Raw genomic sequence first — 24,450 nt, 5'->3', positions numbered from 1 at the left:
AAGTGCACATGGGCCCCGTCACCCACTCGATCTCCAGACGCCGTAGGTGAGGTGTGTAGGGCCTGCTCACCGCTCCAGTCCCTCCTCGACCTGGAAGGCGCAGTCAGGGGTATCGGGTTTCCGATGCGCCAGGCGGAGGAATATGGCCGGCCGGCCAGCCCAGCTCACCACGGATCCGTGGTGCTCTACGGACAGCCCGGCCTCCTGGCCGGCCTCCAGGGCGCTCAGCGTCTCTCGAAAGCCGGCATGCAGCCATTCGTCAGCCAGCGCCTTCTGCTCGTCGGCGAGAACGTGCTGCACCTGACGGACCTGGACACGCATCCACCGCGTTGCCACAGCGGCGGTTTCGGCGGGCGATGAGTACTGACGTCGTGGCTCAAGGTCACCGACGAGCCGGATCTCCGCGGTACACCAGATGCCGCGCGCCGTAAGGGGCTGTGCACCGCTCCGGGAGGCGGTCACGGGGAGGGGGTTCGCCTCGACCGGAGCGGTGGTTGTGGGCGCTGCGCTCATTTCGCGCACCGGAAGTCGGCTACGACTCGCTTGCCGCGCCGTACTGAGTAGCCATCGAAGAAAAGGTCGTCGCTGAGGGCGGCGGCGAGCCACAGACCGCGGCCGGAGTCGCTGTCGAGGTCGGGCTCGTGCAGGGGGAGGTCCGGCACGAGGGTGCAGTCGTCGTCGACCTTGAGGCGCACGCCCCAGGTGTAGCGCTCCAGGATCAGAGTGCAGCTCGAAGACGGCACGTGCTCGATAACGTTGGCCAGCAGCTCGGAGAGGACAGTGGTGACGTCCCTCGATCGGAGGCCGTGGCCCCAGAGGTCGAGTACGTGCTCGACGGCCTTGCGCATGCTGGGTACCTGCTCCCGGCGCAGGCCCGGCATCGGGACCACGAGAGGGTCGGCTTCCTTCACGGCTTGGGTGATCTCCAGCGCGAGTGCGGAGTCCACGGCGCCTCCAAGGTGGGAGCAGCACAAAGGATCTTGTAGCGCTCCGAACCCGCCGGAGCACTTAACGTCACGAGAGCATCGTGCTCCAGCTTCTGAGGGACCGTCAAGGCAGATGACTGTCAATTGCCAACTCAGTTGACTTGGCATATGCATTGGAGGGCAGGGCTAGCAGGATCGGCAGACGCCTCTGCGGTAGCCTCTCCCCGACTCAGTAGGTGGAAGGAGGGCTGGTGGCAGGCACCAACACGCAGTTGATGGCCCGCGTCGCGCTCGGCCGCGCCCTGCGCCGGCTTCGCGAGGAGACCACCGACCTGAATATCAAGGCGGTGGCCGAGCACCTTGGTTGCGACGATTCCCTGATCAGCCGAGTCGAGACCGGCAAGCGGGCGTGCAGCCAGGAGCTCTTCGAGGGTATGACGCGCCTCTACGGGGTGTCCGGCCAGCAGCTTGAGGAGCTGGCGGAGCTCCACGCCGCTACCCGCGAGCGAGGACAACCGTGGTGGGCGCGCTACAACGAGATCATCAGCGCCAACTACGAGCGGTTCCTCGGCTTCGAGGCGTCCGCCGCGGATGTGCTCGAATACCAGGTAGGCATTCTGCCTGGGCTCCTGCAAACTGAAAGATATGCGCGGTCCGTGACCAGCGTTGGCTTCGCTTCACTCGGCCCCGATCAGGTGGACGGCCTGGTTGAGGTTCGAGGGATAAGGAAGCGGCACCGGCTCCTGGACGCGGACGAGCCGCTGAGATGTCGGTACGTGATCAGCCAAGCGGTGCTCCACTTCCAGGTCGGTGGACCGGAAGGCCACCGGGAGCAGCTTCAACACCTGTTGGAGCTGTCGGAGATGGAGACGGTGGATCTGAGGGTGATCCCTTATGAGAAGGGAGCGGATGGAACTCAGACAGGAGCGTTCACGATCTTCCGCTTTCCGAACCCCGACGTACCTGACGTGGCCTTCGGCGAGTCCGTAGCCGGTAGCGTACTGATGGATGACCCGCGAGATCTTCGGCGGTTGCACCGCTTGTTCAGCACGCTCGCCGATGCCGCTTTGCCACCCGATAAGACCCGCGATCTGATCGCACGTATCAAGGAAGACTGACATGGAGCAGCAGCAGAAGCAGGACCTCTACAGCATCGACCCCGCAACGCTGGCATGGCGGAAGAGCAGCTTCACCGGCAACAACGGCCAGTGCGTCGAGCTGGCTCCCCTGCCTGGTGGCGGCGTCGCCATCCGTGATTCGAAGAACCCGGAGGGCCCCCACCTCTGCTACACGGCGGGCGAATGGGCCGCGTTCGCGCAGGGCTGGGAGGCCGGCGAGTTCACCGACCTCTAGCCTTCACAGCGCGAAGGCCCCCCGAGCACTGCTCGGGGGGCCTTTCCTCTGCGCCCTCAGACGCCGCCCAGCCGGTGGCTGAGGGCATAGATCCGTGGCGGCCGAATCGGCGTGTACTCGGCTTCCACCACCAGGTCGTGCAGCCGGAGCGGTCCGACCGCGTTGTACGGGACGGAGATCATGAACTTCCGGCCGCCGGGCACGACCTCGTGCACGGAGTACAGGAACGGCTCGTCGAGGTCGGGATCGTCACCGGCCGGCAGGTCGACACTGAGCGCCCCGTTGACGACCTTGACCCGACGCGCGTTAGGCACGACCACGTCCCCCGTCGACCGGTCCCGGTAGCGGCGGTTGGCCTGGATCAGCACGCTGCCGGGAAGTGGCTGCCCTCCCTCGACCATGTAGGTCGCCCGCACGGTCTGGATCGCGATGTCGGCCGGGTAGGGGGCCGGCGGGTTTGCCTCCGGGTGTCCCGGGCCGGCGAGCTGATTCTGGCTGGTCCAGCCGATGATGTTGTACGGGTCGTTGGGGTCGTAGGTGTGGTAGTTCGGGTCGATCGACACGTGGCTCCTTACGCGGCCCGGGAGAAGAAGAAGTTGCTCTCCTCCTGCACTTCGGGCATGGACAGGTCAGCGGTCATGAAGCACGCGTTGGCGAGGGAGTCCACGTAGTCGTCGTGGGCGCCGGTCTCCTCCGGAGCGTGAACGATGACGTTGGGGCCCTGGAATTCGAGTTCGGCGTCTTCCATCTGCGTATGGAAGCGCTGGAAGACCTTCGTCCTCTTCACCTTCGAGTGCGCCGGCCAGGAGAGGTTGTCCGTCCGCATCAGCTCCATGAGGTGCTTCCACCGCTTGGACTGGGCACCTCGGTCGGAAGGCAGGTCAATGATGTCGACGCCGGGCATGAGGACCCGCAGCCTGCTGGCCACCACGTCACCGATGCCGCCTGCGTCGATGCCGATGGCCAGCACGTTGTAGTTGGACAGGAAGTCGACGATCCGGAAGTACTGTTCCTCCCACCCGAGTCCCGACAAGTCGAGCCAGTTCAAGATCCTATGCTCGTACTGGCCGAACTCGTTCGGGTAGTCCCAGTTGACCCAGACGACGGTGACGACGGTGGCGTCCTGCTTGCGGGCGGGGTCGATGCCGACGATGACGGGGGTCCTATTCCAGGCCGGCACGGTCTGCATCGACCGGTCCCCCAGCTCTTCCATCCGCTCGCTGGTGGTGAACATGCCTCGGTCGAGGAGCCACTGGAGGCGGTAGGAGAGGCGGAACTCGTCGGAGTCCTCGCCGATGGTGAGCATCTCACCGCGGATGTAGACGCCGTAGTCCGGGTGTGCCTTCGCCACGTCCCGCCAGGTGGCTTCGAAGTGGTTGGGCCGGGCAGCGCGCCGGGTCGCGAACCGCTTGTTCTGCTGGATGATCTTGTAGAAGATCCCCTTCGTGTAGGTGGGGGTCCCCGTGAGGATCATCGTGCCGCGGGTGCTCGCGAGCATCGGGCTGATCGACTTGTTGACGACCTTCTCGTCGGCGACCTGAGCCTCGTCGATCAGCACCACGTGGTAGGTGCGTCCCTCGATCTGGGCCCTGGGGTGGCAAGTCTGCTTGCGGACGAGACTGCCGCACTTCACCAGCCGCAGCTCCTTGCCCTTGCCGACGACCTTCTCGTCGATCTCCGGGTCGGCCATCAGCTCCAGGGCGCGCTCGGACGTCAGCCGGCTGACGATGCGGCCGTAGATGTTGTCCGCCATGTCATCCACCGGAGCAAAGGCCCCGAGCCACACGCCCTCTGCGAACCGGCCCAGCAGATTGGGAAAGATCGGCGCAAGGCGCGGGAACATGATCAGGACCGCGGCGAGCGTGTTCGCGAGGGTCTCGGACTTGCCGGACTGCCGGGCCCAGCAGGCGGTGATCTTGGCGGTGTCGCCGAGGATCATCGACTCCAGGATTCGCCGCGCAAGTGGGACCTGATAGTCGCGGAGGGGGTGTCCGCTCAACTCGTCGATGACGAGGAGCATCTTCTCGATAATGCGGTCGACGGTCTCCTGGGATATCTCGGAATTGACAGGGAGTTGGAACTCCTCGTCGTCGCCCTCGACGTCTGTTCCACCGACGACCTTCAACGCCATGAATTACCCCGCATCGCTCCAATTGGTGCAATCAGGGTAAGAAGGGTCTATGGAATTGTGTTAATCCGGCGGGCAGAACGGACGGTCCGGAATATAGGGCGGCGCCGTCCCAGTGGTATGCGCCACCACGAAGTCCACGCAGGAGTTGAACGGCGCAATCCAGAGGTGCCCGACCTTGCGAACGGGGTCGGGCGGCATACCCAACTCCGCCTGGTACCGGTAATCGGGGTGCGGCTTCCCAGTGAGACGCGACCTCGCTACGACATGGCCCTGCGGTACACCATCGAGCTGGACCTCGTACTTGGCATGGTTCCCCCTCTTGGGCACCGCCTCCCAGCCCTGGCCAGCCGGCTCGCCGGGGACGTTCACTGCGCGCCAACCGTAGCGCTCCATGGCGTCTTCGACGATCCTGATGAAGTCCATACCCGCCCTTTCACCTGTTACCACCAGCCTACTTGCGCACACCTGATCAAAGGCCTAGTTCGGCAGCTACAGTTGCTTCACACTTCGCACACAGACCGGGGGCGGTAATGGGAATCGACTGGGGAGCGCAGGACAACTGGGCTCAGCGCATAACGCGAGAGGCTGACTCGGTCCGCTCCGTCCCCGGCCACGGCCTCACTGACGGGCAGGCCTACCTCGTTGCCGCCGGCCGCGTCGTCGAGCGCCGGCTGGTGTTCATGTACCGACTCATGATCTGGGGCGGCACACTCCTGGCCCTGTACGTCGGTTCATTCACCTGGTACGACTCGGGCAGCTTCCGCGACTCCCTCGCCCCCATGGCCATCACCATGTGGATCTTCTCGGCGATCGTCTTTCGCCTGACCCGCCGCATGCGCTGGGCCGGCTTCAGCGTCGGCCCCTACGCCCGCGAGGTCGAGTCCTCGCTGCGCCGGGCCCAAGGAGGCATCCACCTCATCACGCAGTCAGGCGGCATCATCCTGGCCAGTCTCTTCTTCTACGCCATCTGCGTCTCCTGGGCCTTCCCGCTCAGCTAGCCCGGACAGCACCAAGCCCCAACCCGTCAGCTCGGGTTGGGGCTTTCCCACGCCTTCTGTCGCTCCTGAAGCTCGCGGACGATGGCCGCCAGGGCGACGACTCCGTCCACGGCTTCTGCGAGGGCCTCGTCGCTCGGAGCCTTACGGTGCCGGTACAGCGCCGCGGCGATCGTCGAGCCCGTGATGTCAGCCGTGTCCAGCAGTTCCACGAGCGGCAGCAGCTTGACGCGCCGCTCCGCTCTCTCCAGCAGCCGGTGTGCCGGCCAGAGCCGCTCGATCAATCGTCTCAGCTTCATCCGTCCAACCCCAGCATCTGTAGCAGCTCCCATTCCTCGTCGGTGTCCTCGCTCCGGCGTGCCACCTGCCGGCGGGCCAGGTCCTCGTCAGTCATCGCGGCCGGGGATGAACGGCTTCGGGCTGCCCAGAACCGCCACCAAGGCGTGGTCCTCGCTCGGGAGCGTCCCGGTCCACCGGCCAACGCCGATGCCCTGCCCGAACGGCAGCCGGATGACGAGGGTGTTGCCGCGGCGAAAGGGCTCCCTCATCTCCTGGGTCCATGTTCTGTAGGCGAACGGGAATTCCTTGAGGGTGGGGACGCGGCGCACGAAGAAAGGAAGTCTCATGCGCCGCACCCTAGTGGCGGATTTCCGATTGTGTTAGCGGATGCGCCGGTATGGGTGGCCTTCGAGGGCCTTATTGATGATGTTCCTGCCTTCGGACCCGGTACGGCGCACGTTCTTCCACACATTCGGACTCACGCGGTAGTACTCGTAGACCGGCCCGCCCGGCTTTCCGCGCCCGTCCTCGCCGTTTCGGAATTCGACTCGAAGGGTGTGGGACTTCGAGTCGTAGCCGGCGGACACGGTCCGTGGGCGGTCGCGGTTGATGGTGTGGTTCGGCCAGGTGCTGAAGGTCAGGAGCTTGTCGGTGTTGCCGGTCTTCTCGAACTCCTCCAGGGCCGCGCGAGTCTTGGGGCGCATGTCCCGGCGGTCGTACTGCTGGAGCCGGTCGACCTGGCGCTTGGAGTAGCGGCTGCCACCCAGGGCCGGCTCGGGCAGTGCCTTGACCGGAGGCGGCTTCCATCCGCGGTTAGGCATCCTTCTTGCCTCCTGGGTTCTGTACGGTCCACCCGACGGGGTGCTGATCGCCCGCAGGGTCGATCTCTACGCCCTGCTTGTGCGGGCAGAAGCGGCCGGCCTGCACGTGCCGGCCCTGCCACCAGACACACGTGGACACCTGCATCACAGCCTCCCGGCTGCGCGGGCGCAGTCCTTGCAGAGGTGGATCTGGCTGTGGGCTCCACCGCTGGTGGTGTTCAGAGCCGCCGTACGCTGGGGATGGTTGTCGCAGTTGTAGCGAGGCTCTTCATCGGCCTTGGTCTTACGGGTGGTCATGCTGCTCCCTGCTGGTCCACGATCTGGGATTCGACTCGGTCGGTGAAGCGCCGGGCGTCTGCGGTGGCGTGCCGGGCCTTGATGACGGTGAGGCGCAAGGAGACCGCTGCTTTGGTCATGCGCGCTGAGGCGTCCGCGAGGTCGATCGAGTTGTGCTGGGGACGCTTGGTGTTCCAGAGGGCCACGGTCGCCCCTTTCAGCCTTCGCGGCGGGGGTCGGCCAAGGTGGTGACGACGCGGTCCATCACGTCGGTGACGCGGGAGGTCGCCGTGACCATCTCCTGCGCAGTAGCAGTCATCGACTCAGCGAGGGGAATGACTTGCTCCACGAGGTCGCGCAGTCGCGCGTTCTCGTCGACTTCCCGCCGATAGGTCTTTCCGGGTACGACGACTTCGCTGACGAAGATGGCGAAGACGAACGCAGCAAGCGGCCCCAGGATCAGCGGGTTGTCGAAATTGACACCGCCGCCTGAGGCCGCTTCTGCCATCAGTGTGTGAAACATTCGGACCGCCTTCAGCGTCAAGGACTCACGTCCTCAATGCTAAGTGGGGCCTATGAATTGTGTTATTCCGCGAATTGCAGGCCGATGTAGTGGGTGAGAATGTCGACGCCCACATCGGACATGTCGGCCTCACGGTAGTTGGGGCCCTTCAGCACCTTCCCGTCCTCGCGGAGAACCGGCTTTCCGTCCTCCCCGAGCTTCGACATGTTGCTGTCGTGGACCTCGGCGAAGGCCTTATTCAGCGGGATGCCGAGCAGGTCGGCCGTCCCGAAGGTGACGTACAGCAGGTCGGCCAGTTCCTTGGCAAGGTGCTCTACGCGGTCCAGTGGATAGCCGGGATTCCCGATGCCGTCCTTGACGGCGGCGACGGCCTCGACGACCTCTCTGGTTTCCTCGGTGATCAGCGTGACACGGCGCTGCAGCAGCTCCCGAAATTTGTCCGGGGTGACGATGTCGTTGGCGACGTCGAACGCTTCGTGGAACTGGGCGACCGCGCCCTGGAAGTCGAGCTGGGCGAGGTCAGACACGTACAGGCTCCTTGACGGGGATGATCGGCCACTCGCCGTTGACGACGGCCGTGGGGTTCTTGGTGCGCCGCAGCCAGTCCTGGTAGCCGGCGGACTGGGCGGCGAACCACAGTCGCTGCTGCGCGTAAAGCTCGCGGAGGTCGCGGCCGTGGACCTCATGGTGGTAGGTGCTGCGGTTGAAGGCTCGCTCGTCCTCGACGGTGCGCAGAATCTTCTGGGTGACCTGGACGGCGGCCAGGGCATCGGCGCCGGCCTCGTGGGCGCCCTTGAGGGTCACGCCGTAGTACTCGGCGAGGCTTTCCAGCGTCCGCTTGCCGGGCCGGAACGGGTCGACCCTGCGGTCCAGGACGTAGGGGTCCAGGACGAGACCGTCCTTGGCCGAAGCGAGCATCTCGGTGACGGGCGTGACGTCGTTGCGCCGGCACTCGCGGTCGAGGAGGCTCAGGTCGTAGGGCGCGTTCATGATGACCAGCGGGATGCCGGCGGTCAGCGCGCCCCAGATCTGGCCGGCGATCTGCGCGGTGGCCCGGATGGTGTTCATGCCGCCGCGCCGCGCCTTCTCGGTCGTGATTTTGTGAACCTTGGTGGCTTCCGCGGGTATCTCGACGCCTGGGTCGACGAGCCACGTGCGCGAGCGCCTGGGGACACCGTGCAGGACCTCGACCATGGCGGCCGTGACGATGCGGTCCTCCTCGACGGAGACACCCGTGGTCTCCAGGTCGAACCCCATGAAGGTGTCCGGGAGGGCGATCACGCGGCCTCCCGCAGTGGGACGACGCCCACCGTCCCGCCCGATCGCTGCTCCGTCTCCGCCAGCAGCCTACGGTAAGCGTGGATCAGTGCCGGCATGGCGTCGCGGGCGACGAGGTAGAAGGTGAGGTCATCACCCTCCTCGTCGTCGAACAACTCGATGCCGTTGTAGTGCCGGCGGCCATCCGCAGCCAGCCGACCGCCGTACAGCGGTCCGATGGCGTCACAAATGCCTTGAAGCCAGTCCAGGTCCGACTCGGCGAGCCGCTCCAAGGGCTCGTCGGAGTGCGGGACATGGCAGTCGGCACAGGAGACGTTGCCGTACTGGGTCCGCTCCCAGACGTGATGTTGGGACGGGTCGTCGATGGCCTTGGCAGGGCAGTTTCCCGACGGCGGGTAGTCCTCCCGCATGAGCCGGATTGCGTCCGGCGTGACCTCGGACATGCTTTCTCCTCTCAAGGGGTTTCAGGCGGCGGCGAGTTCCGCGGTGGCAAGCACTTCGCGGAGGGCCTCGTCGACCAGGACCTCAACGGCCTCGTCCAGCGCGGCCTCGGCCTGACGGCGGGCAGCGACGGCACGGAGCTTCTCGTCGATGGCGTAGCTCGGGGAGGCGTCGAGGTTGTTGCGTGCGCGGTCGTAGCGTCGGGTCGTCCGCGGGTCCGCGTGACCGAGCAGGTCCTGCACGGCCTCCAGCGGCATCCCGCTCTCAAGCGCGAGCGTCGCGCAGGTGTGGCGCAGGTCGTGCGTACGAATCATCCGGACACCGGCACGCCGGCAAAGGCGCTTGACCATGTCCCAGATGCCCTGCCGAGTAATGCGGCGACCGGTGGAGGTAATGATCAGCGGCCCGCTCGTGCGGCCGTCGAGGTACGCCTCCAGGGCGGCCCATGCGGTCGGCGGGATCACGATGGTCTGCTGGCGTCCACCCTTGCGGGTGACGCGCAGCACCTTGTGACCGCGCTCTTCACCCAGGTCCTCGATGTTGGCGTTTACCAGCTCGCTGACGCGCATGCCGGTCAGCAGCAGGATGTGGACGACTGCGGAGCACCGCAGGCTGTATGCCTGGGCACCGAGGAGAAGTAGGTCGCACTCCACGAAGGTGAGGCCGGTGGCCTGGGAGATGGAGGAGGTCGGCTTCCGGTCGACGAGGGCGACCGGGTTGCGGACAATGAAGTCCTCCAACTCGGCCATGGCGTACTTGAACAGGCCGCTCACGGCAGACAGGTGACGGTTCACCGCCCCGGCGCTGTAGTGGTCGGACAGCCAGTTCTTGAAGGCGTCCATCTGCGCGCGCTTCTGGAAGAACGGGTCGCGGCCGAACTCGGCGCACCAGGTGAAGTAGTGGCGTAGGTCCCGCTGGTACTCGGTACGGGTCCGGCCCGACTTGGTGAGCAGGTAGGCGCCGGCCACAGCGAACGGCTGGATCTGCCCGCCCTCCATCAGAGCAAGCTCAGCGCCCATCGAAGCCCTCCATAGGTGGTTGGAAGGGCCTGGTTGCTTGGTGCCCGCCAAGCAAGAAGGCCCGGAGTGCGTCCCGACCGCGTTGCCCAACGCTTCCGGGGACACCCCGAGCCTACTAGACGAACAACTTGTTCCACAAGTTGTATCTCAAGAATATTCGCAGCTCAGACGACCCAAACCTCTGTGTCGCTGACGATCCGCAGGCGACTGGCATCCCCGCCGGCCGCCTTCAGGGCCGCCTTCATCACCTCAGGCCAGACCTTCACCCCAGTGACCACAGGACCGCTGTGCGAGTTTCGCCGGCGAGTCTCCGCCCCGCGCCTACCACTCCGCTCCCGACGCGCAGCCAGTTCCTCACGGTCCAACCGGTGCCATGCATCCGCCCCGTGACGGACGGTCCGGTCGAACACGGAAGTCCGCTCCGCGAAGTAGTCACTCATCTGCTGCGCTCCTGTCACTGAATAGCAAGAGGGGCCGGCCTCGACAGTCCGAGTAACCAGCCCCTCTTGAGTTAGCTCAACCCCCGATCCGGCGAGCCGCACCGACGGCGGTGCAATAACCCCGTCACTTGCTCACCGCCGGGTCATCCACATCCGAACGGTCCATATCCTCTCGACGAAGCCGTGCGTACAGCTCCATCAGGGGCTGCCCCGGCATGCCCGTCTGAGGCATGCCGGCAATCAGCCGGAACTCCGCGCCGGACAGGCGCTCGTCCCTGTTATCCAGCGCGGCATTGAGGTAGTTCCGCACCTTGGAGGGGGTAACCTCTTCCCACTCTGAGGGCGCCGACAGCTCCTCCTCGCGGCGGCGCACCTCCTTGAAGAGGTCCTCGACCGCGAAGGAGAGCTTGCCCTTGTCCTGGAGGGCCGTGACGAGGTCCCGCTCGGCCTTGCCCCTGAGCAGTTCATCCCGGTTCTTCAGGACGTCCCGGAGGTAGTTGCGGATCTCCGCCGTCGTGAAGAGGTCCCCGCGGTGGTCCTCGAACAGTTTCTGGAGGGCGACCTTCGCCGCCTGTGCCCGCCCGAAGAACTGCTCGTTGTGGGCGTACCACTCGGCCTTGTGCTCGGCACACAGCACCAGGTCGAGCGCCTTGGCCCCGTTGATCTCAAGGTGAAGCGGGTGACCTGGGACGGCCTTCCCGCAGACGATCTCCCGGCCGTTGTCGTCATGGCCCACTAGCCGGTTACAGCTTGGCCCAGGCTGTTCGGTAGCCACGGCGCTCCTTCCGAATGCCGCCCTACCTGCTCAAGACGGCTTGCTCTCCATCGGACCCGCTCCTGGCGGACCTACGTTCATGCAGCGACGCTGGGAACTATAAACCAGGAGTTGGTCATCTTGTGCGCCTACTTGTGCCACAAGCCTAGCGAGTGAGTCACAAACCAATCATGCGTTCGATTGCAGCGTTCGAAAGCTCAGTACCGTCTCCCCTGTCCGCAGGTTGATCGACCAGCGCAGCCGGCCATTCTCAATGGCCTCTTCGAGGGCCTCGTCCGCCGCCAACCCCCACAGGTCCGGTATGGCTCCCTCATGCGGAACATCCTCGCCAGAGCGCACATAGGGACCCCTCCGATCGAACTGCTCCGCCTTCATGACCGGGACTGCTCCCGAGTCCTCCACCCCGGCGACCACCGTCAAGGCGCACCCTCCCCGAGCCACGAACGCGCACGCGTAAGTTCGAACGATCCCTCTTAGCCCCGCCCCAGGGGATCCCCTGAACGGCGGGCTCCACATCTACCACCGCAGCAACTTGTTGACCATCTTGTACGTCATGCGCGGAGTCAGGCGCTAAACGATCAACACTCGTTACGCGATGGAGCCTGACCGCCGGTAACACGCCTCTGACGTGCGCATATGCCACTGACAGTGGCGATTCAGCCATCACACAGTGACGACAAGGACCAACAAGACCCGGATTGGTTGCTGTGACTAGGGTCACACCCTTGAGGCTCCGTTCACCTCCCGTTAACTCACTTGTCTACGCGTGTACCAGTGAGTAGGTCGCCCCCGACCTGCAACTTCACGCATTGCACACAGAGGTGTAGGCACACCGAGGCGCCGACTGCTCCGCCACCCTCGGGACCCACCGACGCATCGCACGCCCAGCTCGACGGCCAGGTCCTCACGCAGCCTCGCTCGCGGCGGCCCGGATCGGTACCCACTGATGCCGACCGAAGCCCAGGTCCCTCTTCTTGACCTTCAGCAGCTCCGCCGCAACGTCGACAGCCCAACGCCGCTCATCGCTCGACGACTCCCCCCAGCGCCGCGCCACGCTCGAAAGCCACGCAGCCACCGCAAGGCCGACCCGCGGCGAGCCGACCAGCGCGAGGTGCTCCAGGACGAACTCGTAGTGCGGTGCGAACGCCTCGATCACGCAGCTCGGACGATCGATGTCGTCGACCACCACAGGGGTACCGCTCCCCCGCGTCTGCGACTGGACGTAGTGCTCTCGACCCTTCTCCTGGACCGCGCCGGCCGACGTCTTCAGCAGCTTCTCCGCAGCCAGTTCGACCAGCGCGCGGTCCTGCTCCCTCTGCAACTCATCACTCATGCGCGGAACGTACGGCCAGGAGCGCCGGCTACGCCTCAACAGGACTTACTCGCCTAGGTCAACCGTGACCGAACCGTCATCAGCCCGCCGTGGGATCACCATTCGACTTCCTCTTCGGTGGAGTAGACCTCCGGTTTCGGGTGCCCCACAGGTTTGCGCAACGTGTGCCTGTCGGCGAGACACTGCGCAAGAAACTCAGAGGTCTCGCCTCCGCGAGAGTGACCGCCGCACTCGCAACGCCAGTGCCAAAGCGTCCGCTTACGGGGACCGCCGCCGTCCGTATCCGACCGCGACGCAGCCTCCTGGAGCGCACGCCGAATGATCAACGCCCCAGCCACGACCACTGCGGCCGTGGCGCGGCCAGCCCACCTCGGGATTTCCATGCGCGGAACCGTAGCGCCTCCCTGCCTGCACACACGCGAGAGCCCCGGAACCGCCGACTTTCGCCGATTCGCTCGTTTGTGCTGTGACGGACGCCATAGTGACGCTTCGTACTGCCCGACTCGCCAGCTCTGCCGGCACATCTGCTGTGATACTGCTTAGCGTGATCGGCTCGACGACTTTCGGAGCTCTCCGTCTACGAAATCGCGTTTCCCACCCCAGTCACGCAGGGCTACTGCCCCAATCGTGAGGACCGGTGGCTATAAGAGTCATCAGGGGGCAGTAGCCGGCTTCGCCGGCTTCGCCCACTTAAGGGTGGGGGTGTCCTTTATGCCCGAATTCCCATGCATGCATATTATGTTGAGCCCTGCATAGCTTTCCATGCACATGCATGTGCCCGTTTCGCACCCCATGTCGGCTAGGCCGGTCATCGCACCTTATGGGTTACTCCCAAATTCCCATTTGGGTACGGCGTGACCAGCGGATTCCTCGCCAGGTCAACTAAAAGAGTGTCAGTGACTCGAAAGTCAACCCCTATGCAGCACCTTTCTCTGCATAAAGTCGACAGTTACTGCCCGTGAACGGATACTGTCAACCCAGGGTTGCGGGGTCGTGGGGCCACCCCCTGACAAACGGACCGTCAGATACGCAGAGAGTTACTCAACGTGCATACGTGCAGGTGAGAGGCTTAGAGCCGGTCAACGCGCGCACTATATCAATAGACCGTCAGATACTTAGGCGTACCTATGTCAGCAGTTACACAGAGCCAGCATAGCGGAAAGTAGCGAAAGCACCTTTCTTGGCTACCGAGCGTGCAGACGGCGCAGCATGGCACAACGTAGCCATTGCCTCACTGTGTGTGTATGGGGAGAGCATGCCGACCACTTCCCGCCCCCCGAAAAGCGCTAGGCGCCGCCGTGAGCCGCTGTGAGGCAAGCGAGGCAGCGTGAGCCGTAGCGAGGCACCGTGAGCCGCTACGGGCGCCGCTGTGAGCCGTAGGCGTACCGAGCAACCGTGAGCCGCTGTGAGCGCTACAGGCGCCGCTAGGCAGCGTGCCGAACGTGAGCCGCTAGGCGCCGCCGTGAGCCGCTGTGAGGCGTACCGAGCATGCGAGGCAGCGTGAGCCGTAGCGAGGCAGCGTGAGCCGCTGTGAGCCGTGCCCTACGTGGTGCATGCCGTAGGGAGCATGCCGACCACTACGCCTCCCCCGAATCTTCAGGGCCGCCGCCGTGTCTCAGGAGCTGTTGGGGACCGTGCGACGCACCCCCTTGCGGTACTGCCGAGCACACCGACGAGCGCCACCGGAAACGGACATAGAGGTGCATATAGGGGCACGCCAGTCGCCGGCGATCCCTGGTAACGGAAAGTAGTTTTTCATCACGCAAGGTCACGCGCCGCAGCTCACAGCGGGTGCGCGGGTGCCGCAACCGTCACTGTGCGAGGTAACTCGCGACACGGACTTGTGCGAGGTACCTCGCAGCGCCTAATGTTCTCTGTGTCGGAACGGCGAGGCACCGGAAACGGGGCCTCAAAGGGAAGGCGAATGAATCGCCCGGACGAAAGCCCTACGGGGTTAGTAGAAAGGCAGCGATCGTTCCTTGAGAACTCAACAGTGGATATAGACGCACGGGAACGGTAACGACGTTTCTGCAAGGGGAATGAGGATTCCCCACTATCGACCGACGTGTCGATAGGGCGTGCATGCAACAGGGGTGCAGTCTGCCTACTGTCGCCGAACTCTTATAGGAGGGGACCAAATGCGCGTGGCTAGACGTCCGTGGCTTACACAGCATGGGGACAGATAGTCAGTGGATACGTGGTGGCAAGAGCTAACACAGAGGTACCGCCACCGTTACCCGTAGCGTCACTCTCTCTCAATCGCCCCGGATTCATCCGGGCGCGATTTGGGGGCGCCTATGGCGTCAATGTGTGGGAGTAATACGTGTGTAGCAGCAGTCCAAAACCCTGCGTAAGCGGTCGGCTTGTCCGATCCCGCAAGTGAGGTGCGCGCACGGCCTATCAGCTTGTTGGTGAGGTAACGGCTCACCAAGGCGACGACGGGTACCGGGCCCGAGAGGGCGTCCCGGCCACACTACGCCTATGCAATAGGCGCCCCCCTACCCTCTCTGTTTGGTCCGTTTACCGACGGACAATGCAATCTCATGCACTACGGCGCAGCAGGGTGCTAGGTCTCATTAGCTGAATCCCCTGCTGTAGCCGAGAGCCAACGGCTTGGTATCCGTTGGTCATCCATGAGAGGAGAGAGCAATGGATCGCAACAGCCTCAGGGAATTCTTTCACAAGAAGGTCTGGCAGGTGAACTGCGACCGCGACGGTCAGGGTCGGTCCTACGGCTGGCATGACAAGCACTGGAATGACCTCATGGAGGCCATCGACCAGTACGCCGATGCCCGCAGCGCTCCGCCCCAGTCCATGGTCCCGTCCAAGAGCAGTGCGCTCGTGTGGGCGGGCAAGGAAGCCGTGAAGGCAGATCCGTCCAACTGGGATGACGAACTCTCATGGCGTCTCATGAACGAGGAGCGCCATAGGGGTTTCGGTCGGACCGAAATCGAGGCGGTCGTCGACGCCATGCGCAATGACCGTCTGACGTGGGACGTGACTCCATACCTCAAGCCGTCTGGCGAGGTGGACTGGGTCACGGTGCTCAAGGACATCCATCACGGAGCCATGTCCGAATTCATCAGGACGCCGTACGGCGTGCTGTTCATGGACTGTGGCTGAAGTCGTCCCGGCGACTCTAAACAGGCGTTAGGCCGGGAGCGTCCGTACGGAATTCCGTACGGGGTCGCAGCAGCGCTGCGGGACAGGGGTGGTGCCCTGTCTATCTTGAGAGGAGAGAGTTTATGAGCATCAGCCCGATGAACTGGTCCGAGCGCAGAACGTCGCGTCGGTCCGGTGCGTGGAAGCAGTGCCCTAACTGCAAGCGGCGGAACGTCAGTTTTCGTGCCCCGCATTCCCGTTCCGACGGCCGTCCGTGCAAGTTCGTGGTGGTCCATCGCACGTACTTCACGGAGGACATGATCATCGACGGCGACTACGGTGCGCCGCGCCTTCCGAACGGCACCTTCGGTCCCGGTCCGCTCCAGACCTATGAGGTCGTGGACTGCACGCCGAAGAAAGCCACGGGTCCGTGGGACAACCCCGTCAGGCTCGCAATCGACGCCATTCGTGACGCCGACTGCGCCTACGACGAGGGTGCCGACTGGTTCTACCACCACGAGGGTTCCTACCTGCGTGACCACTACTCGGGAGAGCGTATCGAGCCGTCCGCGCACCTCTACGGGTTCACGGACGAGGAGGACGCGCACATCCACCACGTGATTCAGCGCGGGTGGAAGCAGTTCTGGGCGAGCCTGCGCGGAATGCGGCTCGCGGCGTGATCCGAGTTCCTATTGCCGAAACGCCGAGAGGCGTCGTCCACGGGTGGTGCCGTGGGCCTGACGAAGGCAGCCATTTGCTGAGTCGGTTTTGAGAGGAGAGAGCTATGTCTGCGCAGACCCTCGTAATGGTTGCGTCCGACTTCCTGTACGACTCCACCGAGGAGGCCTTGAACGAGCTGTTCACGGCCCCGCCGGCTATGGAGCCGCATGTCGACGCGCGCTTCAACAAGGGCAGCGACACCATCGTTCTCGACGGCGTGAAGTTCTACGCGAAGCGTGTGGACTACCACCGCGAGATGGACGAGAAGTTCGTCCAGTGGATCATGGACAACCGTCAGGAGTATCCGGTCTACGGTGACCCGTCCTCTGCGGACGGTGAGTCGTTCGAACTCTGGGCGCAATCCATCACGGACGAGTACTTCGGATCCCCCTACATCTCCGGCATCGACACGGACGGCTACGAGTCGTTCATGCCCAACGGAGTCAAGGGCCAGTTCTTCCGGTACGAGGACGAGTACTACATCGGGCTGTGGCACCAGGAGTGCGGCTACCGGGCGTTCTCTCGTCCGACCGTGTTCCAGGTGACCTGCTACGAGCCCGCATACTTGCTGGACGACGACAAGGCCACGGTGTACTGCACCGAGTGCGAGGACGTCGTATTCGACATCGAGTCCGGCGGGCAGCACGTCAAGCGCATCGACCGCAACGGTGAGGAGATCGAAGACGCCGAAGAGGTGTCGTTCGACGACCTGGTCGCGAATCCCGTCTGCCCCAACTGCACGGCCGGCCTGCGGGTCGAGGCGTCGCAGTTCTGAGTTCCCTTATGCCGAAACCTCTGACAGGAGGTCGTCCCAGGGTGGTTCCTGGGGCCTGATGATGGCAGCCAATGTCTGATTCAGTGTTGAGAGGAGAGAGCTACATGTCTGCTGACACCCTGCGTATCTACGTGGCGAGTCTGTCCGATTACAACGCGGGCATTCTCCACGGACGCTGGATCGACGCTGACCAGGATGTCGACACCATCCACGAGGAAATCGCCAACATGTTGAAGGAGTCCCCTGCGGCCCAGAACGGCGATGTGGCGGAGGAGTACGCCATCCACGACTACGACGGGTTCGGGGGGTTCAACCTCGGCGAGTTCGAGTCGCTGGAGAAGATCACGGCCATCGCGAAGGCGTTGGACGAGTACCCCTCTGTGGTGGTCGCGCACTACTTCACCGAGAACTCCCACCTGGAGCCGGACGAAATTCTGCCCAAGATCCAGGAAGGACTCGTCACGACCATCACCGAGTGCTGGGGTGACGAGACAAAGGCACTCGCGGAGTACCTGTACGACGACATCGAGTCGGAACTCCCGGAGCGGTTCAAGAGCCACACTCAGGCGGTCGCCGAGTCCATGGCGCATGACTACCTCCAGGGCGGCGACTACTACGTGATCTACGAGGGCGGTGGGACGTACCACATTCTCGACTCGCACGCCTGATTTCTACTTGCCGAAACCTCTGAAAGGAGGTCGTCCCAGGGTGGTTCCTGGGGCCTGACGATGGCAGCTAATTGCTGAGTCAGTCCATGAGAGGAGAGAGCAATGACGAGCACCGGATACATCGCCTCCGACGGTATCTACACGGAGTCGCTGTCCGCCGAGAAGGGGAAGCGTGTCTTCCCGGCGGTCCGCGAGTACGGCGAGCGCTACAACGGTGCCAACCTGGCGAACGACGACATGCGTGACGTGGAGACGGGCGACCTCGCGTACGAGGTCCTGACCGACTTCATGACCGACCTGCTGCACCTGGCGCACTCCGCCGGGGTGGACGTCGACCACCTCATCTCGTCGGCCATGAACCACTGGGAGCCCGAGCGTGACGCCGTGCCCCTGAACATCTGATCCAACAAGCCGAAACCTCCTGAAGGGAGGTCGTCCACGGGTGGTGCCGTGGGCCTGACGAAGGCAGCCATTTGCTGAGTCGGTTTTGAGAGGAGAGAGCTATGCCTGGATTCGTGAAGACGGATCTCCAGCCCGGTGACCGCGTCCTGATCAACTGGTACGGCACCGAGAAGTCGGGGACGTTCGTCAAGTACCACCCCGACCTGCGTACGGCCTGCCCGGACACTCACATCACCCACCCCGGAATGCGCATCGCGTACTTCCGCGCGGACGATGCGGATCGGCAGGACTCGCTGTGGGAGGAGAACCTGTCGCCACTGACGCACGACCCCCGGCAGCGGGAGGTCGAGCGTCTCCAGTTCCAGATCCGGACGAAACGCGAAGAGATCATCTGCCTGGAGCGGGAGATCGGTTCGCGAGAGGAGCGCATCGCGCTGCTTCGCAAGGACATCGAAGCGCGGCCGTTCCAGTCCGAGAACGTCGGGGTCTGATCCGCGGTCGCGGGCTCGCCGGCTGAGGTATGTCCTTTGCCGGCCGGCCTCGCCGTGCCCAATTGCCGAAACGCCGGGAGGCGTCGTCGTGGGGTGGTGCCCACGGCCTGATGACGGCAGCCGCTGAAGTCAGCTTTGAGAGGAGAGAGTTATGGACAGCGAGGTTGAGGCGTACCTGGAGGCAGTTCGTCAGGCGCCCATGCGGCTCATCGAGCCGTACCTGACCTCTGTCTGCACGGAGTGCGACACGCACGTCGCCTCGTCCGATCCGGATGGGCACGTGTTGGTCGGTTCCAGCGTCGTGATCGGCTGCGAGGGTTACTGGCTGATCGACCCGAACGTGGTCGGCATCTCGTACCCGGACTGGTGCGACTGGCGCGTCCCTGTCCAGATCGAGGCCGCGCCTTCGTCCCTGTATGAGCGGGGCGAGGCTCTGGTGAAGTTCGCCGAAGGCCTGGGTCTGGTCGACGCCTACGTCCAGCGCGACGCGATGGGCGGCATGTTCTACGACCCGCAACTCATCGGTGCGGCCATCGCTGCGATGCAAGCGTGGCTGGAGTGCCGGTGGGGACCGGTCGCGGTCAGGGCCGCCGAGAAGGAGGCCATGTACTTCACCGAGGACGAGTCGTACATCGGTGAGGTGCCCTCGTTCACCTACGGCGGCAAGAGGCTGTCTGTGGGCGACGAGGTGGTCTGCGCGACTCGCGGTGCGAACGGCGAGGAGCGGTCCTTCCAGGGGGTGATCAAGGCGATCGGTCCCACGTACTGGGGGTCCGAGCTGTGCCCCACCGGAGTCCAGTTGGACGTGCCGGAGGAGAACAAGAACGACCCCGTGGACTGGGAGTTCCTGACCAAGGTCCCCAAGTCCTGATCCAACATGCCGAAACCTCCTGGAAGGAGGTCGTCGTGGGGTGGTGCCCACGGCCTGATGACGGCAGCCGCTGAAGTCAGCTTTGAGAGGAGAGATCGTATGGGTGTGACCCTTCAGGTCCGGTCCACTGACGACGGCCACATCGGTGCCGTGGAGTGTGACGACGCGGAGATCGCAGCCCTCATCGAGGAGAAGATCCTTGGCGCCCGTATCGGCGTCACGTGGATCGGTGCCATCGACGTGTGGGACGGCGGGAGACTCGTCGGGCGGAAAGACGCGTTCTACGACGCTCCCTGCCCCGCCTGCGGCCAGTTCGTCAAGCTGACCGACGAGGACACGGTGTGGACCTGTCCTGCGGACCTGTCCGAGCAGAACCCATTCAGGGAGCCTGCTCCGGAGTACATCACGGAGGAGCTTCAGGAGCAGCACGGAGTCTTTTCCAACTGCGGCGAGGACTTCGGTCAACCGTGCTACGAGCGCATGCCGCTCCACGGGCACTGCTACGAGAACGGGGAGTACTGACGCGAGTCGCCGGCGTGCTGTACCTGCCGGCCGACGGCTCCGTCATGCCAATTTGCCGAAACGCCGGGAGGCGTCGTCACGGGGTGGTGCCCGTGGCCTGACGACGGCAGCCAAGTCTGAGTCAGTTTTGAGAGGAGAGAGCACATGGACGAGCAGTCCAAGGAGGATGGGATCCACTGGCCCACCTACATCGACGAGTTCGCCCGCTGGGCGCTCGGCGAGGCGCTGTGGTTCGAGTCGAACCCCGACGAGAACGGGGTCGGCGGAGACGAATGGGAGGCGGTCGAGTACCTGACCGTCGCGGACATCGCAGACGACAGAGCGCGCGAGCGCTGGATGCGCATGTGTCGCGAGTTCGTCGAGCTGCACAAGGAACACCTCGCGCGCATCCCCGCCGAGTCGGCAGGCGCGTTGTTCTGGCAGTCCAAGCGGGGACGCTGGGGCTTTCCGGGTCGCAGCTTCCGCGTGGACAAGAGGTTCCCCAAGAAGGTGCGTCGAGACCTTCACCTGAGCGCGGGCCGGTGGCCGGTCGGTTACCTGTGGATCCGCGACGAGAAGATCCACTTCGACCTGTAGTCACATGCCGAAACGCCGGGAGGCGTCGTCGCGGGGTGGTGCCCGCGGCCTGATGACGGCAGCCGCTGAAGTCAGCTTTGAGAGGAGAGAGCACATGAGCGATACGGGTGAGCACCTGCTGGGTAAGGAGCACGTCTCCGGCAACCAGGGCTTCGGGTACGTCGGCCGGACCAACCGCGGTTGGGCTGCACTCCCCCACGGACTCAACGACAAGGACGGGTTGCAGCTTCTCGGTTTCCGCACACGTGCGGCGGCGAGGTCGGCCAGCGCCGAAATCCTCAACCGCGAGCACGTGCTGTCCAACCTGTCGGTGTCGGAGACGTATGCCAAGCGTCCGCTGTACCGGCAGGTAGACCACAGGGAGGGCGAGGATCGCGACTTCACGGTCGCCATCGCCGGTTCCCGGCGCCACGCCGGACAGGGCCCATTCGTCTACGCCGTGAGGGCCAAGTCACAGGAGCAGGCATGGTCCATCGCCCTGTCGACCCACATCCGCCGTGAGTGGGACATCGACTGCTACGTGGTGGCAGAGCGCTCGTTCGAGGGCGTCTACCAGGACGACTTCGACTACGGCCGCTTCGACCTCCGGCTCCAGCCCAGGTTCTGGGACAAGTTGCAGGAGATCGTCATGCTGATCAAGGCGTACGACGAGGCCGACAAGGATAACCGGGACGAGGACGGTTACGTCCTCGATGCGAAGCAGAGCGACCACGACCACCTGGTCGGGGACTACGAGATGGACGCTTTCCCGCTGGTCGAGGATCTGGCCCACTACGCCGAATACATCTGATCCAAAAACGCCGAAACCTCCAGGAAGGAGGTCGTCCCAGGGTGGTGCCTGGGGCCTGATGAAGGCAGCCGCTGAAGTCAGTTCTGAGAGGAGAGAGCACATGGGTGAGACGCGCAAGTCGTGGACGATCGTCGTGATCAAGCACCACGACCCGGACTTCGAGCCGATCGTGTGGACGGATCAGGGCGACAGCCCGATGGACGTCTTCGAGTGGTCCCTCCCGAAGCACTACGGGTGGGACGACGGGGGACTTCCTGGCGTCGACACCGGCCTCCCGCACGACCTCATGCTCACCGAGCTGTACGGCGAGTACATGATCGCCGCAGCGTTCGAAGGCGCCCTCACTCCCGTTCCGACGGACGAGGAGGAGCAGCCCGAGGAGTACTCCGAGCACGACGAGTGCGAGCGGATGGCCAAGGAGCTGGTCGGTCTCGGCCTCAACGCCGAGAACGTCAGCACGGGCGGCGGATGCTGGGCCGTTCACATCAAGCTCACCGACAAGGACGCGCTGTACGTGACCGCCTGGCCCGACTGGGCGTGGTCGCTTGAGCGAGAGGGCGAGCAGCTCCTCGCTGGCCACTGGGGCACATCCGACATCAAGCGCGCCGCGAAGGGTGCCAAGAGGCTCATCAAGGGTCTGGGCGAGATCGTCGCCTGACCCATCCAACTTGCCGAAACCTCCGAAGGGAGGTCGTCCCAGGGTGGTGCCTGGGGCCTGACGACGGCAGCCGCTGAAGTCAGTTCTGAGAGGAGAGAGATCAATGGCAATGCAGCCTGTGCGCGTCCGGCTCGACGACTCGCCGCTCTTTGAGGCGGTGGCCGATCTGGACGACACCTGGAACGGCTTCCTGAGGCCCCGGTTCACTCTGGACCAGGTCCGCGAGGTCGCCGAGCACACCCAGCGGTTGGCCCGTGAGTGCTGCAGGAGCTGGGACAGCGTGCACGTCGTCGACATGGACTTCCCGGCGCTCGCCGGGGAGGACGCGCCCCGCGAACGGGTCGCCATCGTGCTGATGGTGGGCTGGGCGTGGGGTCCGACCGACAGGCCCTCGCAGTACACGACGATCGTCGACCCCGACGAGGACGGTCTGTACGACCTCGGCGGCGGCGCGTGGGCGTGGTCTCACGTTCCCGAGCCCGGCCGGATTCCGGTCGAGGAGTTGCAAGGTCTGGCTGGCCGGCAGGTCCACTTCGTGGGCGAGTTCGAAGACCCCTGGGACATCTACACCCACAAGGTGGACCTGAACGACTGGCGCAAGCACTACACCAGCTTCAGCCGCGGTAAGCACCCCGCCGAGAACAGCTACTTCTCAATCTCCGAGGTGCTCGACGTCGAGTGGGACGAGGCGGCGGTGCGGATCGACGATCTTCCGGTCTGCTTCGTGATGACGGGCGACATGGAGCTTGGCCTGTGCCCGACGTCCACGGCGGAGGGCTGGCAGTGGTCCCTGGTCGAGGCGTTCACGCGTCTGGGGGTCTTGCCCCCCACCAGCGAGATGTACCTGCCTGACGTGATGGACATCCCGCGCTCCGCCGAACTCATCCGCTATCTGCTGGATGCGTTCACGGCGGGAGTGGCTCACGAAGTCAAGGAACAGCAGATCCACGCCGCCAGCAAGGCGAGGTATCTGTCCAAGGTCGCGTCCAAGGTGCTCACCGAGTCCTGATCCAACATGCCGAAACCTCCTGGAAGGAGGTCGTCGTGGGGTGGTGCCCACGGCCTGACGAAGGCAGCCCGCTGAAGTCAGCGTTGAGAGGAGAGAGCACATGAGCAACAACTCGACGACAGTCCGGGTGCACTTCGCCGGCTACGTCGACCTGTGCGTGGACGCCAACGCCAATCCGGTCGTCCTCGCCTCCGAGGTGGCTCGCGACGTCGAGTACGAGCTGAGCGAGCGGTGGCGGCCGGCGGAGGACCCGTCCTCCCGTCTGGCCGGCGACATCGACGAGCACCCGCTGGTGTCCATCCGCCCCCTGTTCGGCCTCGACGAGACGGCCGAGGAGCGCCTGAAGACGCTGCTGGCCGCAGTCAAGCAGTGGGAGGGCGTGGACGGCGGCTGGGTGGACTTCCGAGACCAGTACCGCGACGAGCACGGCGACGAGACCGACACCGAAGCGGTGGACCGGAAAATCCTCGGCGAGTACTTCCAGAAGTTCTGGGACGCGGGCGACGAGGTGAAGAGCGCGGCGGCCCTGCTGCTGTCCACCCTGACCCCGCTCAAGCACGAGAACTGATCCAACATGCCGAAACCTCCGAAGGGAGGTCGTCACGGGGTGGTGCCCGTGGCCTGACGAAGGCAGCCGCTGAGTCAGCTTTGAGAGGAGAGAGCAATGGGTGTTGAGACCCTGTCCGCAGAGCAGCGGGCATCCAACGGGTTCGAGCTGATGGACTCGGTCGGTCCGGAGGACTGGCGTGAGCGCATCGAACCCGACCTGCTCGACATCAACCACGGGTACTTCTGCGTCCTCGGCCAGGTCTACGCCGAGGAAGGCCACGGCCAGGGCTACGAGTACGCCCTGTCCCACCTCGACTTCCTGGGGAGCGGCAACGCGCTCGAATTCTTCGGGCTCTACGACCTCAACGAAGAGGACGCCGCCGCCCTGAACAAGGCGTGGCGTGCCCTTCTCGCCGGCGAAGCCGAACCGCTGAAGGGTCCGGTCGTCCACGAGGAGGACCAGGTCAAGGAGGACGAGTGCGGCTACCAGGCCGCCTACGGCCTGCCGTGGTCGGAGTACTGCGTCTACCCCAAGGGGCACGGCATGGACTTCTGCCCCGGCCACGAGCGTGACGTCCATGAGCAGTACGGGCGGTCCGCGTGAAGGGGATCCGGGTCAAGGTCGTGCACCGTTCCTGGCTCCACAAGGGCGTGGTGCGTAAGTCGCGCGAGCTGTACCGCTCGATCAACGGAGGTCCCTGGCACTGCATCGGTGTCGACCTCTGAT

Annotated in this window: 36 protein-coding genes, 12 other RNA genes and 1 other annotated feature; of the genes, 30 read left to right on the top strand and 18 right to left on the bottom strand. The window is 64.5% G+C overall.

Annotated features, from left to right (window positions below; translation table 11 throughout):
* Window positions 1–66 precede the first annotated feature (66 nt).
* Window positions 67–300, bottom strand: coding sequence for a hypothetical protein (locus BKD26_RS19810; protein ID WP_143662682.1), 234 nt, complete (start codon window positions 298–300; stop codon window positions 67–69).
* Between the two features lie 209 nt (window positions 301–509).
* A complete protein-coding gene (locus BKD26_RS19805) occupies window positions 510–947 on the bottom strand; it encodes an ATP-binding protein (protein ID WP_084899789.1) in 438 nt (145 codons plus the stop codon).
* A gap of 230 nt (window positions 948–1,177) precedes the next feature.
* Here BKD26_RS19805 and BKD26_RS19800 point away from each other — a divergent pair, with 230 nt between their 5' ends.
* Window positions 1,178–2,044, top strand: coding sequence for a helix-turn-helix transcriptional regulator (locus tag BKD26_RS19800; protein ID WP_084899788.1), 867 nt, complete (start codon window positions 1,178–1,180; stop codon window positions 2,042–2,044).
* Window position 2,045: 1 nt separating this feature from the next.
* Window positions 2,046–2,279 carry a DUF397 domain-containing protein gene (locus BKD26_RS19795; RefSeq protein WP_084899785.1) on the top strand — a complete coding sequence of 78 codons (234 nt, stop codon included), beginning with the start codon at window positions 2,046–2,048 and terminating at the stop codon, window positions 2,277–2,279.
* Window positions 2,280–2,335: 56 nt separating this feature from the next.
* Here the strand turns inward: BKD26_RS19795 and BKD26_RS19790 are convergent, their stop codons facing one another.
* Genes BKD26_RS19790 through BKD26_RS19780 form a run of 3 tightly spaced genes read right to left on the bottom strand, consistent with a single transcriptional unit; the run spans window position 2,336 to window position 4,833 of the window.
* A complete protein-coding gene (locus tag BKD26_RS19790; RefSeq protein WP_084899783.1) occupies window positions 2,336–2,842 on the bottom strand; it encodes a hypothetical protein in 507 nt (168 codons plus the stop codon).
* An 8-nt stretch (window positions 2,843–2,850) separates the two neighbouring features.
* A complete protein-coding gene (locus BKD26_RS19785; RefSeq protein ID WP_084899780.1) occupies window positions 2,851–4,410 on the bottom strand; it encodes a hypothetical protein in 1,560 nt (519 codons plus the stop codon).
* Window positions 4,411–4,470: 60 nt separating this feature from the next.
* Window positions 4,471–4,833: a hypothetical protein gene (locus BKD26_RS19780; RefSeq protein ID WP_084899778.1), complete on the bottom strand. Its 363-nt coding sequence runs from the start codon at window positions 4,831–4,833 to the stop codon at window positions 4,471–4,473.
* A gap of 107 nt (window positions 4,834–4,940) precedes the next feature.
* On the opposite strand from BKD26_RS19780, the gene BKD26_RS19775 reads away from it, so the two are divergent.
* Window positions 4,941–5,408 (top strand): hypothetical protein, encoded by a 468-nt coding sequence (locus BKD26_RS19775; RefSeq protein ID WP_084899776.1) that lies wholly within the window; start codon window positions 4,941–4,943, stop codon window positions 5,406–5,408.
* Window positions 5,409–5,434: 26 nt separating this feature from the next.
* Here BKD26_RS19775 and BKD26_RS19770 read toward each other — a convergent pair whose 3' ends face one another.
* From BKD26_RS19770 to BKD26_RS19710, 13 genes are all read right to left on the bottom strand, one after another.
* Window positions 5,435–5,704: a hypothetical protein gene (locus BKD26_RS19770; RefSeq protein WP_143662681.1), complete on the bottom strand. Its 270-nt coding sequence runs from the start codon at window positions 5,702–5,704 to the stop codon at window positions 5,435–5,437.
* Between the two features lie 87 nt (window positions 5,705–5,791).
* The gene (locus BKD26_RS19765; RefSeq protein WP_084899771.1) at window positions 5,792–6,031 is read right to left on the bottom strand and encodes a hypothetical protein; all 240 of its coding nucleotides are present in this window, start codon (window positions 6,029–6,031) and stop codon (window positions 5,792–5,794) included.
* A 33-nt stretch (window positions 6,032–6,064) separates the two neighbouring features.
* On the bottom strand, window positions 6,065–6,505 hold the full coding sequence (locus BKD26_RS19760; RefSeq protein ID WP_084899769.1) for a KTSC domain-containing protein: 441 nt from the start codon (window positions 6,503–6,505) through the stop codon (window positions 6,065–6,067).
* Between the two features lie 144 nt (window positions 6,506–6,649).
* Window positions 6,650–6,802 (bottom strand): hypothetical protein, encoded by a 153-nt coding sequence (locus BKD26_RS40335; RefSeq protein WP_179166608.1) that lies wholly within the window; start codon window positions 6,800–6,802, stop codon window positions 6,650–6,652.
* Entirely contained in the window at window positions 6,799–6,987 is a 189-nt protein-coding gene (locus tag BKD26_RS19755) for a hypothetical protein (RefSeq protein WP_084899766.1), read from the bottom strand. The genes BKD26_RS40335 and BKD26_RS19755 overlap by 4 nt, the downstream gene beginning before the upstream one ends.
* Window positions 6,988–6,998: 11 nt before the next feature.
* Complete coding sequence (locus BKD26_RS19750; protein ID WP_143662680.1) at window positions 6,999–7,325, bottom strand: hypothetical protein; 327 nt, start codon at window positions 7,323–7,325, stop codon at window positions 6,999–7,001.
* Window positions 7,326–7,366: 41 nt separating this feature from the next.
* Window positions 7,367–7,831 (bottom strand): MazG nucleotide pyrophosphohydrolase domain-containing protein, encoded by a 465-nt coding sequence (locus BKD26_RS19745; RefSeq protein WP_241518738.1) that lies wholly within the window; start codon window positions 7,829–7,831, stop codon window positions 7,367–7,369.
* The gene (locus BKD26_RS19740) at window positions 7,824–8,585 is read right to left on the bottom strand and encodes an exonuclease domain-containing protein (protein ID WP_241518737.1); all 762 of its coding nucleotides are present in this window, start codon (window positions 8,583–8,585) and stop codon (window positions 7,824–7,826) included. The genes BKD26_RS19745 and BKD26_RS19740 overlap by 8 nt, the downstream gene beginning before the upstream one ends.
* Window positions 8,582–9,025, bottom strand: coding sequence for a hypothetical protein (locus BKD26_RS19735; RefSeq protein WP_084899761.1), 444 nt, complete (start codon window positions 9,023–9,025; stop codon window positions 8,582–8,584). The genes BKD26_RS19740 and BKD26_RS19735 overlap by 4 nt, the downstream gene beginning before the upstream one ends.
* A 21-nt stretch (window positions 9,026–9,046) precedes the next feature.
* Window positions 9,047–10,042 carry a tyrosine-type recombinase/integrase gene (locus BKD26_RS19730; protein WP_084899759.1) on the bottom strand — a complete coding sequence of 332 codons (996 nt, stop codon included), beginning with the start codon at window positions 10,040–10,042 and terminating at the stop codon, window positions 9,047–9,049.
* Window positions 10,043–10,606: 564 nt separating this feature from the next.
* Window positions 10,607–11,257 (bottom strand): hypothetical protein, encoded by a 651-nt coding sequence (locus BKD26_RS19720; RefSeq protein WP_143662678.1) that lies wholly within the window; start codon window positions 11,255–11,257, stop codon window positions 10,607–10,609.
* Window positions 11,258–11,425: 168 nt separating this feature from the next.
* A complete protein-coding gene (locus BKD26_RS19715; protein ID WP_084899751.1) occupies window positions 11,426–11,677 on the bottom strand; it encodes a hypothetical protein in 252 nt (83 codons plus the stop codon).
* 484 nt (window positions 11,678–12,161) lie between these two features.
* Window positions 12,162–12,590, bottom strand: a complete 429-nt coding sequence (locus BKD26_RS19710) for a hypothetical protein (RefSeq protein WP_084899748.1) — start codon at window positions 12,588–12,590, stop codon at window positions 12,162–12,164.
* A 2,313-nt stretch (window positions 12,591–14,903) separates the two neighbouring features.
* Window positions 14,904–15,060: a sequence feature (16S ribosomal RNA rRNA prediction is too short), on the top strand.
* Window positions 15,061–15,239: 179 nt separating this feature from the next.
* Between BKD26_RS19710 and BKD26_RS19705 the strand changes: the two genes are divergently transcribed.
* From BKD26_RS19705 to BKD26_RS42045, 27 genes are all read left to right on the top strand, one after another.
* Window positions 15,240–15,713, top strand: a complete 474-nt coding sequence (locus tag BKD26_RS19705) for a hypothetical protein (RefSeq protein ID WP_084899746.1) — start codon at window positions 15,240–15,242, stop codon at window positions 15,711–15,713.
* A 266-nt stretch (window positions 15,714–15,979) separates the two neighbouring features.
* Window positions 15,980–16,372, top strand: a complete 393-nt coding sequence (locus BKD26_RS19700) for a hypothetical protein (protein WP_179166607.1) — start codon at window positions 15,980–15,982, stop codon at window positions 16,370–16,372.
* 13 nt (window positions 16,373–16,385) lie between these two features.
* Window positions 16,386–16,448, top strand: an RNA gene (locus tag BKD26_RS19695) — hammerhead ribozyme type II.
* A gap of 28 nt (window positions 16,449–16,476) precedes the next feature.
* Window positions 16,477–17,187, top strand: a complete 711-nt coding sequence (locus BKD26_RS19690; protein ID WP_143662677.1) for a hypothetical protein — start codon at window positions 16,477–16,479, stop codon at window positions 17,185–17,187.
* A gap of 9 nt (window positions 17,188–17,196) precedes the next feature.
* An RNA gene (locus tag BKD26_RS19685) (hammerhead ribozyme type II) lies at window positions 17,197–17,261 on the top strand.
* 30 nt (window positions 17,262–17,291) lie between these two features.
* Window positions 17,292–17,855: an antirestriction protein ArdA gene (locus tag BKD26_RS19680; protein WP_179166606.1), complete on the top strand. Its 564-nt coding sequence runs from the start codon at window positions 17,292–17,294 to the stop codon at window positions 17,853–17,855.
* An 8-nt stretch (window positions 17,856–17,863) separates the two neighbouring features.
* An RNA gene (locus tag BKD26_RS19675) (hammerhead ribozyme type II) lies at window positions 17,864–17,928 on the top strand.
* Between the two features lie 29 nt (window positions 17,929–17,957).
* A complete protein-coding gene (locus tag BKD26_RS19670) occupies window positions 17,958–18,257 on the top strand; it encodes a hypothetical protein (RefSeq protein WP_084899735.1) in 300 nt (99 codons plus the stop codon).
* A 7-nt stretch (window positions 18,258–18,264) separates the two neighbouring features.
* Window positions 18,265–18,330: hammerhead ribozyme type II (locus BKD26_RS19665), an RNA gene on the top strand.
* 28 nt (window positions 18,331–18,358) lie between these two features.
* Entirely contained in the window at window positions 18,359–18,748 is a 390-nt protein-coding gene (locus BKD26_RS19660) for a hypothetical protein (protein ID WP_143662676.1), read from the top strand.
* A gap of 63 nt (window positions 18,749–18,811) precedes the next feature.
* An RNA gene (locus BKD26_RS19655) (hammerhead ribozyme type II) lies at window positions 18,812–18,874 on the top strand.
* A 25-nt stretch (window positions 18,875–18,899) separates the two neighbouring features.
* Entirely contained in the window at window positions 18,900–19,619 is a 720-nt protein-coding gene (locus BKD26_RS19650; protein WP_084899730.1) for a hypothetical protein, read from the top strand.
* A 7-nt stretch (window positions 19,620–19,626) separates the two neighbouring features.
* An RNA gene (locus tag BKD26_RS19645) (hammerhead ribozyme type II) lies at window positions 19,627–19,692 on the top strand.
* Between the two features lie 26 nt (window positions 19,693–19,718).
* Window positions 19,719–20,141 carry a hypothetical protein gene (locus BKD26_RS19640; RefSeq protein WP_084899727.1) on the top strand — a complete coding sequence of 141 codons (423 nt, stop codon included), beginning with the start codon at window positions 19,719–19,721 and terminating at the stop codon, window positions 20,139–20,141.
* Window positions 20,142–20,194: 53 nt separating this feature from the next.
* An RNA gene (locus BKD26_RS19635) (hammerhead ribozyme type II) lies at window positions 20,195–20,257 on the top strand.
* A gap of 28 nt (window positions 20,258–20,285) precedes the next feature.
* The gene (locus BKD26_RS19630) at window positions 20,286–20,717 is read left to right on the top strand and encodes a hypothetical protein (protein ID WP_084899725.1); all 432 of its coding nucleotides are present in this window, start codon (window positions 20,286–20,288) and stop codon (window positions 20,715–20,717) included.
* A gap of 5 nt (window positions 20,718–20,722) precedes the next feature.
* An RNA gene (locus BKD26_RS19625) (hammerhead ribozyme type II) lies at window positions 20,723–20,785 on the top strand.
* Between the two features lie 26 nt (window positions 20,786–20,811).
* On the top strand, window positions 20,812–21,507 hold the full coding sequence (locus BKD26_RS19620) for a hypothetical protein (protein WP_084899722.1): 696 nt from the start codon (window positions 20,812–20,814) through the stop codon (window positions 21,505–21,507).
* An 8-nt stretch (window positions 21,508–21,515) separates the two neighbouring features.
* An RNA gene (locus BKD26_RS19615) (hammerhead ribozyme type II) lies at window positions 21,516–21,581 on the top strand.
* Window positions 21,582–21,607: 26 nt separating this feature from the next.
* Complete coding sequence (locus BKD26_RS19610) at window positions 21,608–22,165, top strand: hypothetical protein (protein WP_084899719.1); 558 nt, start codon at window positions 21,608–21,610, stop codon at window positions 22,163–22,165.
* Between the two features lie 11 nt (window positions 22,166–22,176).
* An RNA gene (locus BKD26_RS19605) (hammerhead ribozyme type II) lies at window positions 22,177–22,241 on the top strand.
* A 27-nt stretch (window positions 22,242–22,268) separates the two neighbouring features.
* On the top strand, window positions 22,269–23,174 hold the full coding sequence (locus tag BKD26_RS19600; protein WP_143662675.1) for a hypothetical protein: 906 nt from the start codon (window positions 22,269–22,271) through the stop codon (window positions 23,172–23,174).
* Between the two features lie 7 nt (window positions 23,175–23,181).
* An RNA gene (locus BKD26_RS19595) (hammerhead ribozyme type II) lies at window positions 23,182–23,247 on the top strand.
* Window positions 23,248–23,274: 27 nt separating this feature from the next.
* Window positions 23,275–23,742 carry a hypothetical protein gene (locus BKD26_RS19590; RefSeq protein WP_084899714.1) on the top strand — a complete coding sequence of 156 codons (468 nt, stop codon included), beginning with the start codon at window positions 23,275–23,277 and terminating at the stop codon, window positions 23,740–23,742.
* Window positions 23,743–23,749: 7 nt separating this feature from the next.
* Window positions 23,750–23,814: hammerhead ribozyme type II (locus tag BKD26_RS19585), an RNA gene on the top strand.
* 24 nt (window positions 23,815–23,838) lie between these two features.
* Entirely contained in the window at window positions 23,839–24,327 is a 489-nt protein-coding gene (locus BKD26_RS19580) for a hypothetical protein (RefSeq protein WP_084899711.1), read from the top strand.
* Window positions 24,324–24,449 (top strand): hypothetical protein, encoded by a 126-nt coding sequence (locus tag BKD26_RS42045; RefSeq protein ID WP_277622399.1) that lies wholly within the window; start codon window positions 24,324–24,326, stop codon window positions 24,447–24,449. The genes BKD26_RS19580 and BKD26_RS42045 overlap by 4 nt, the downstream gene beginning before the upstream one ends.
* Window position 24,450 lies beyond the last annotated feature (1 nt).

Origin of the sequence: Streptomyces sp. CB03238 (genome assembly GCF_002099185.1) — a bacterium.
Lineage (GTDB): Bacteria > Actinomycetota > Actinomycetes > Streptomycetales > Streptomycetaceae > Streptomyces.
Note: the sequence above shows the minus strand (reverse complement) of the source record. Positions and strands in the feature narration are given on the sequence as shown.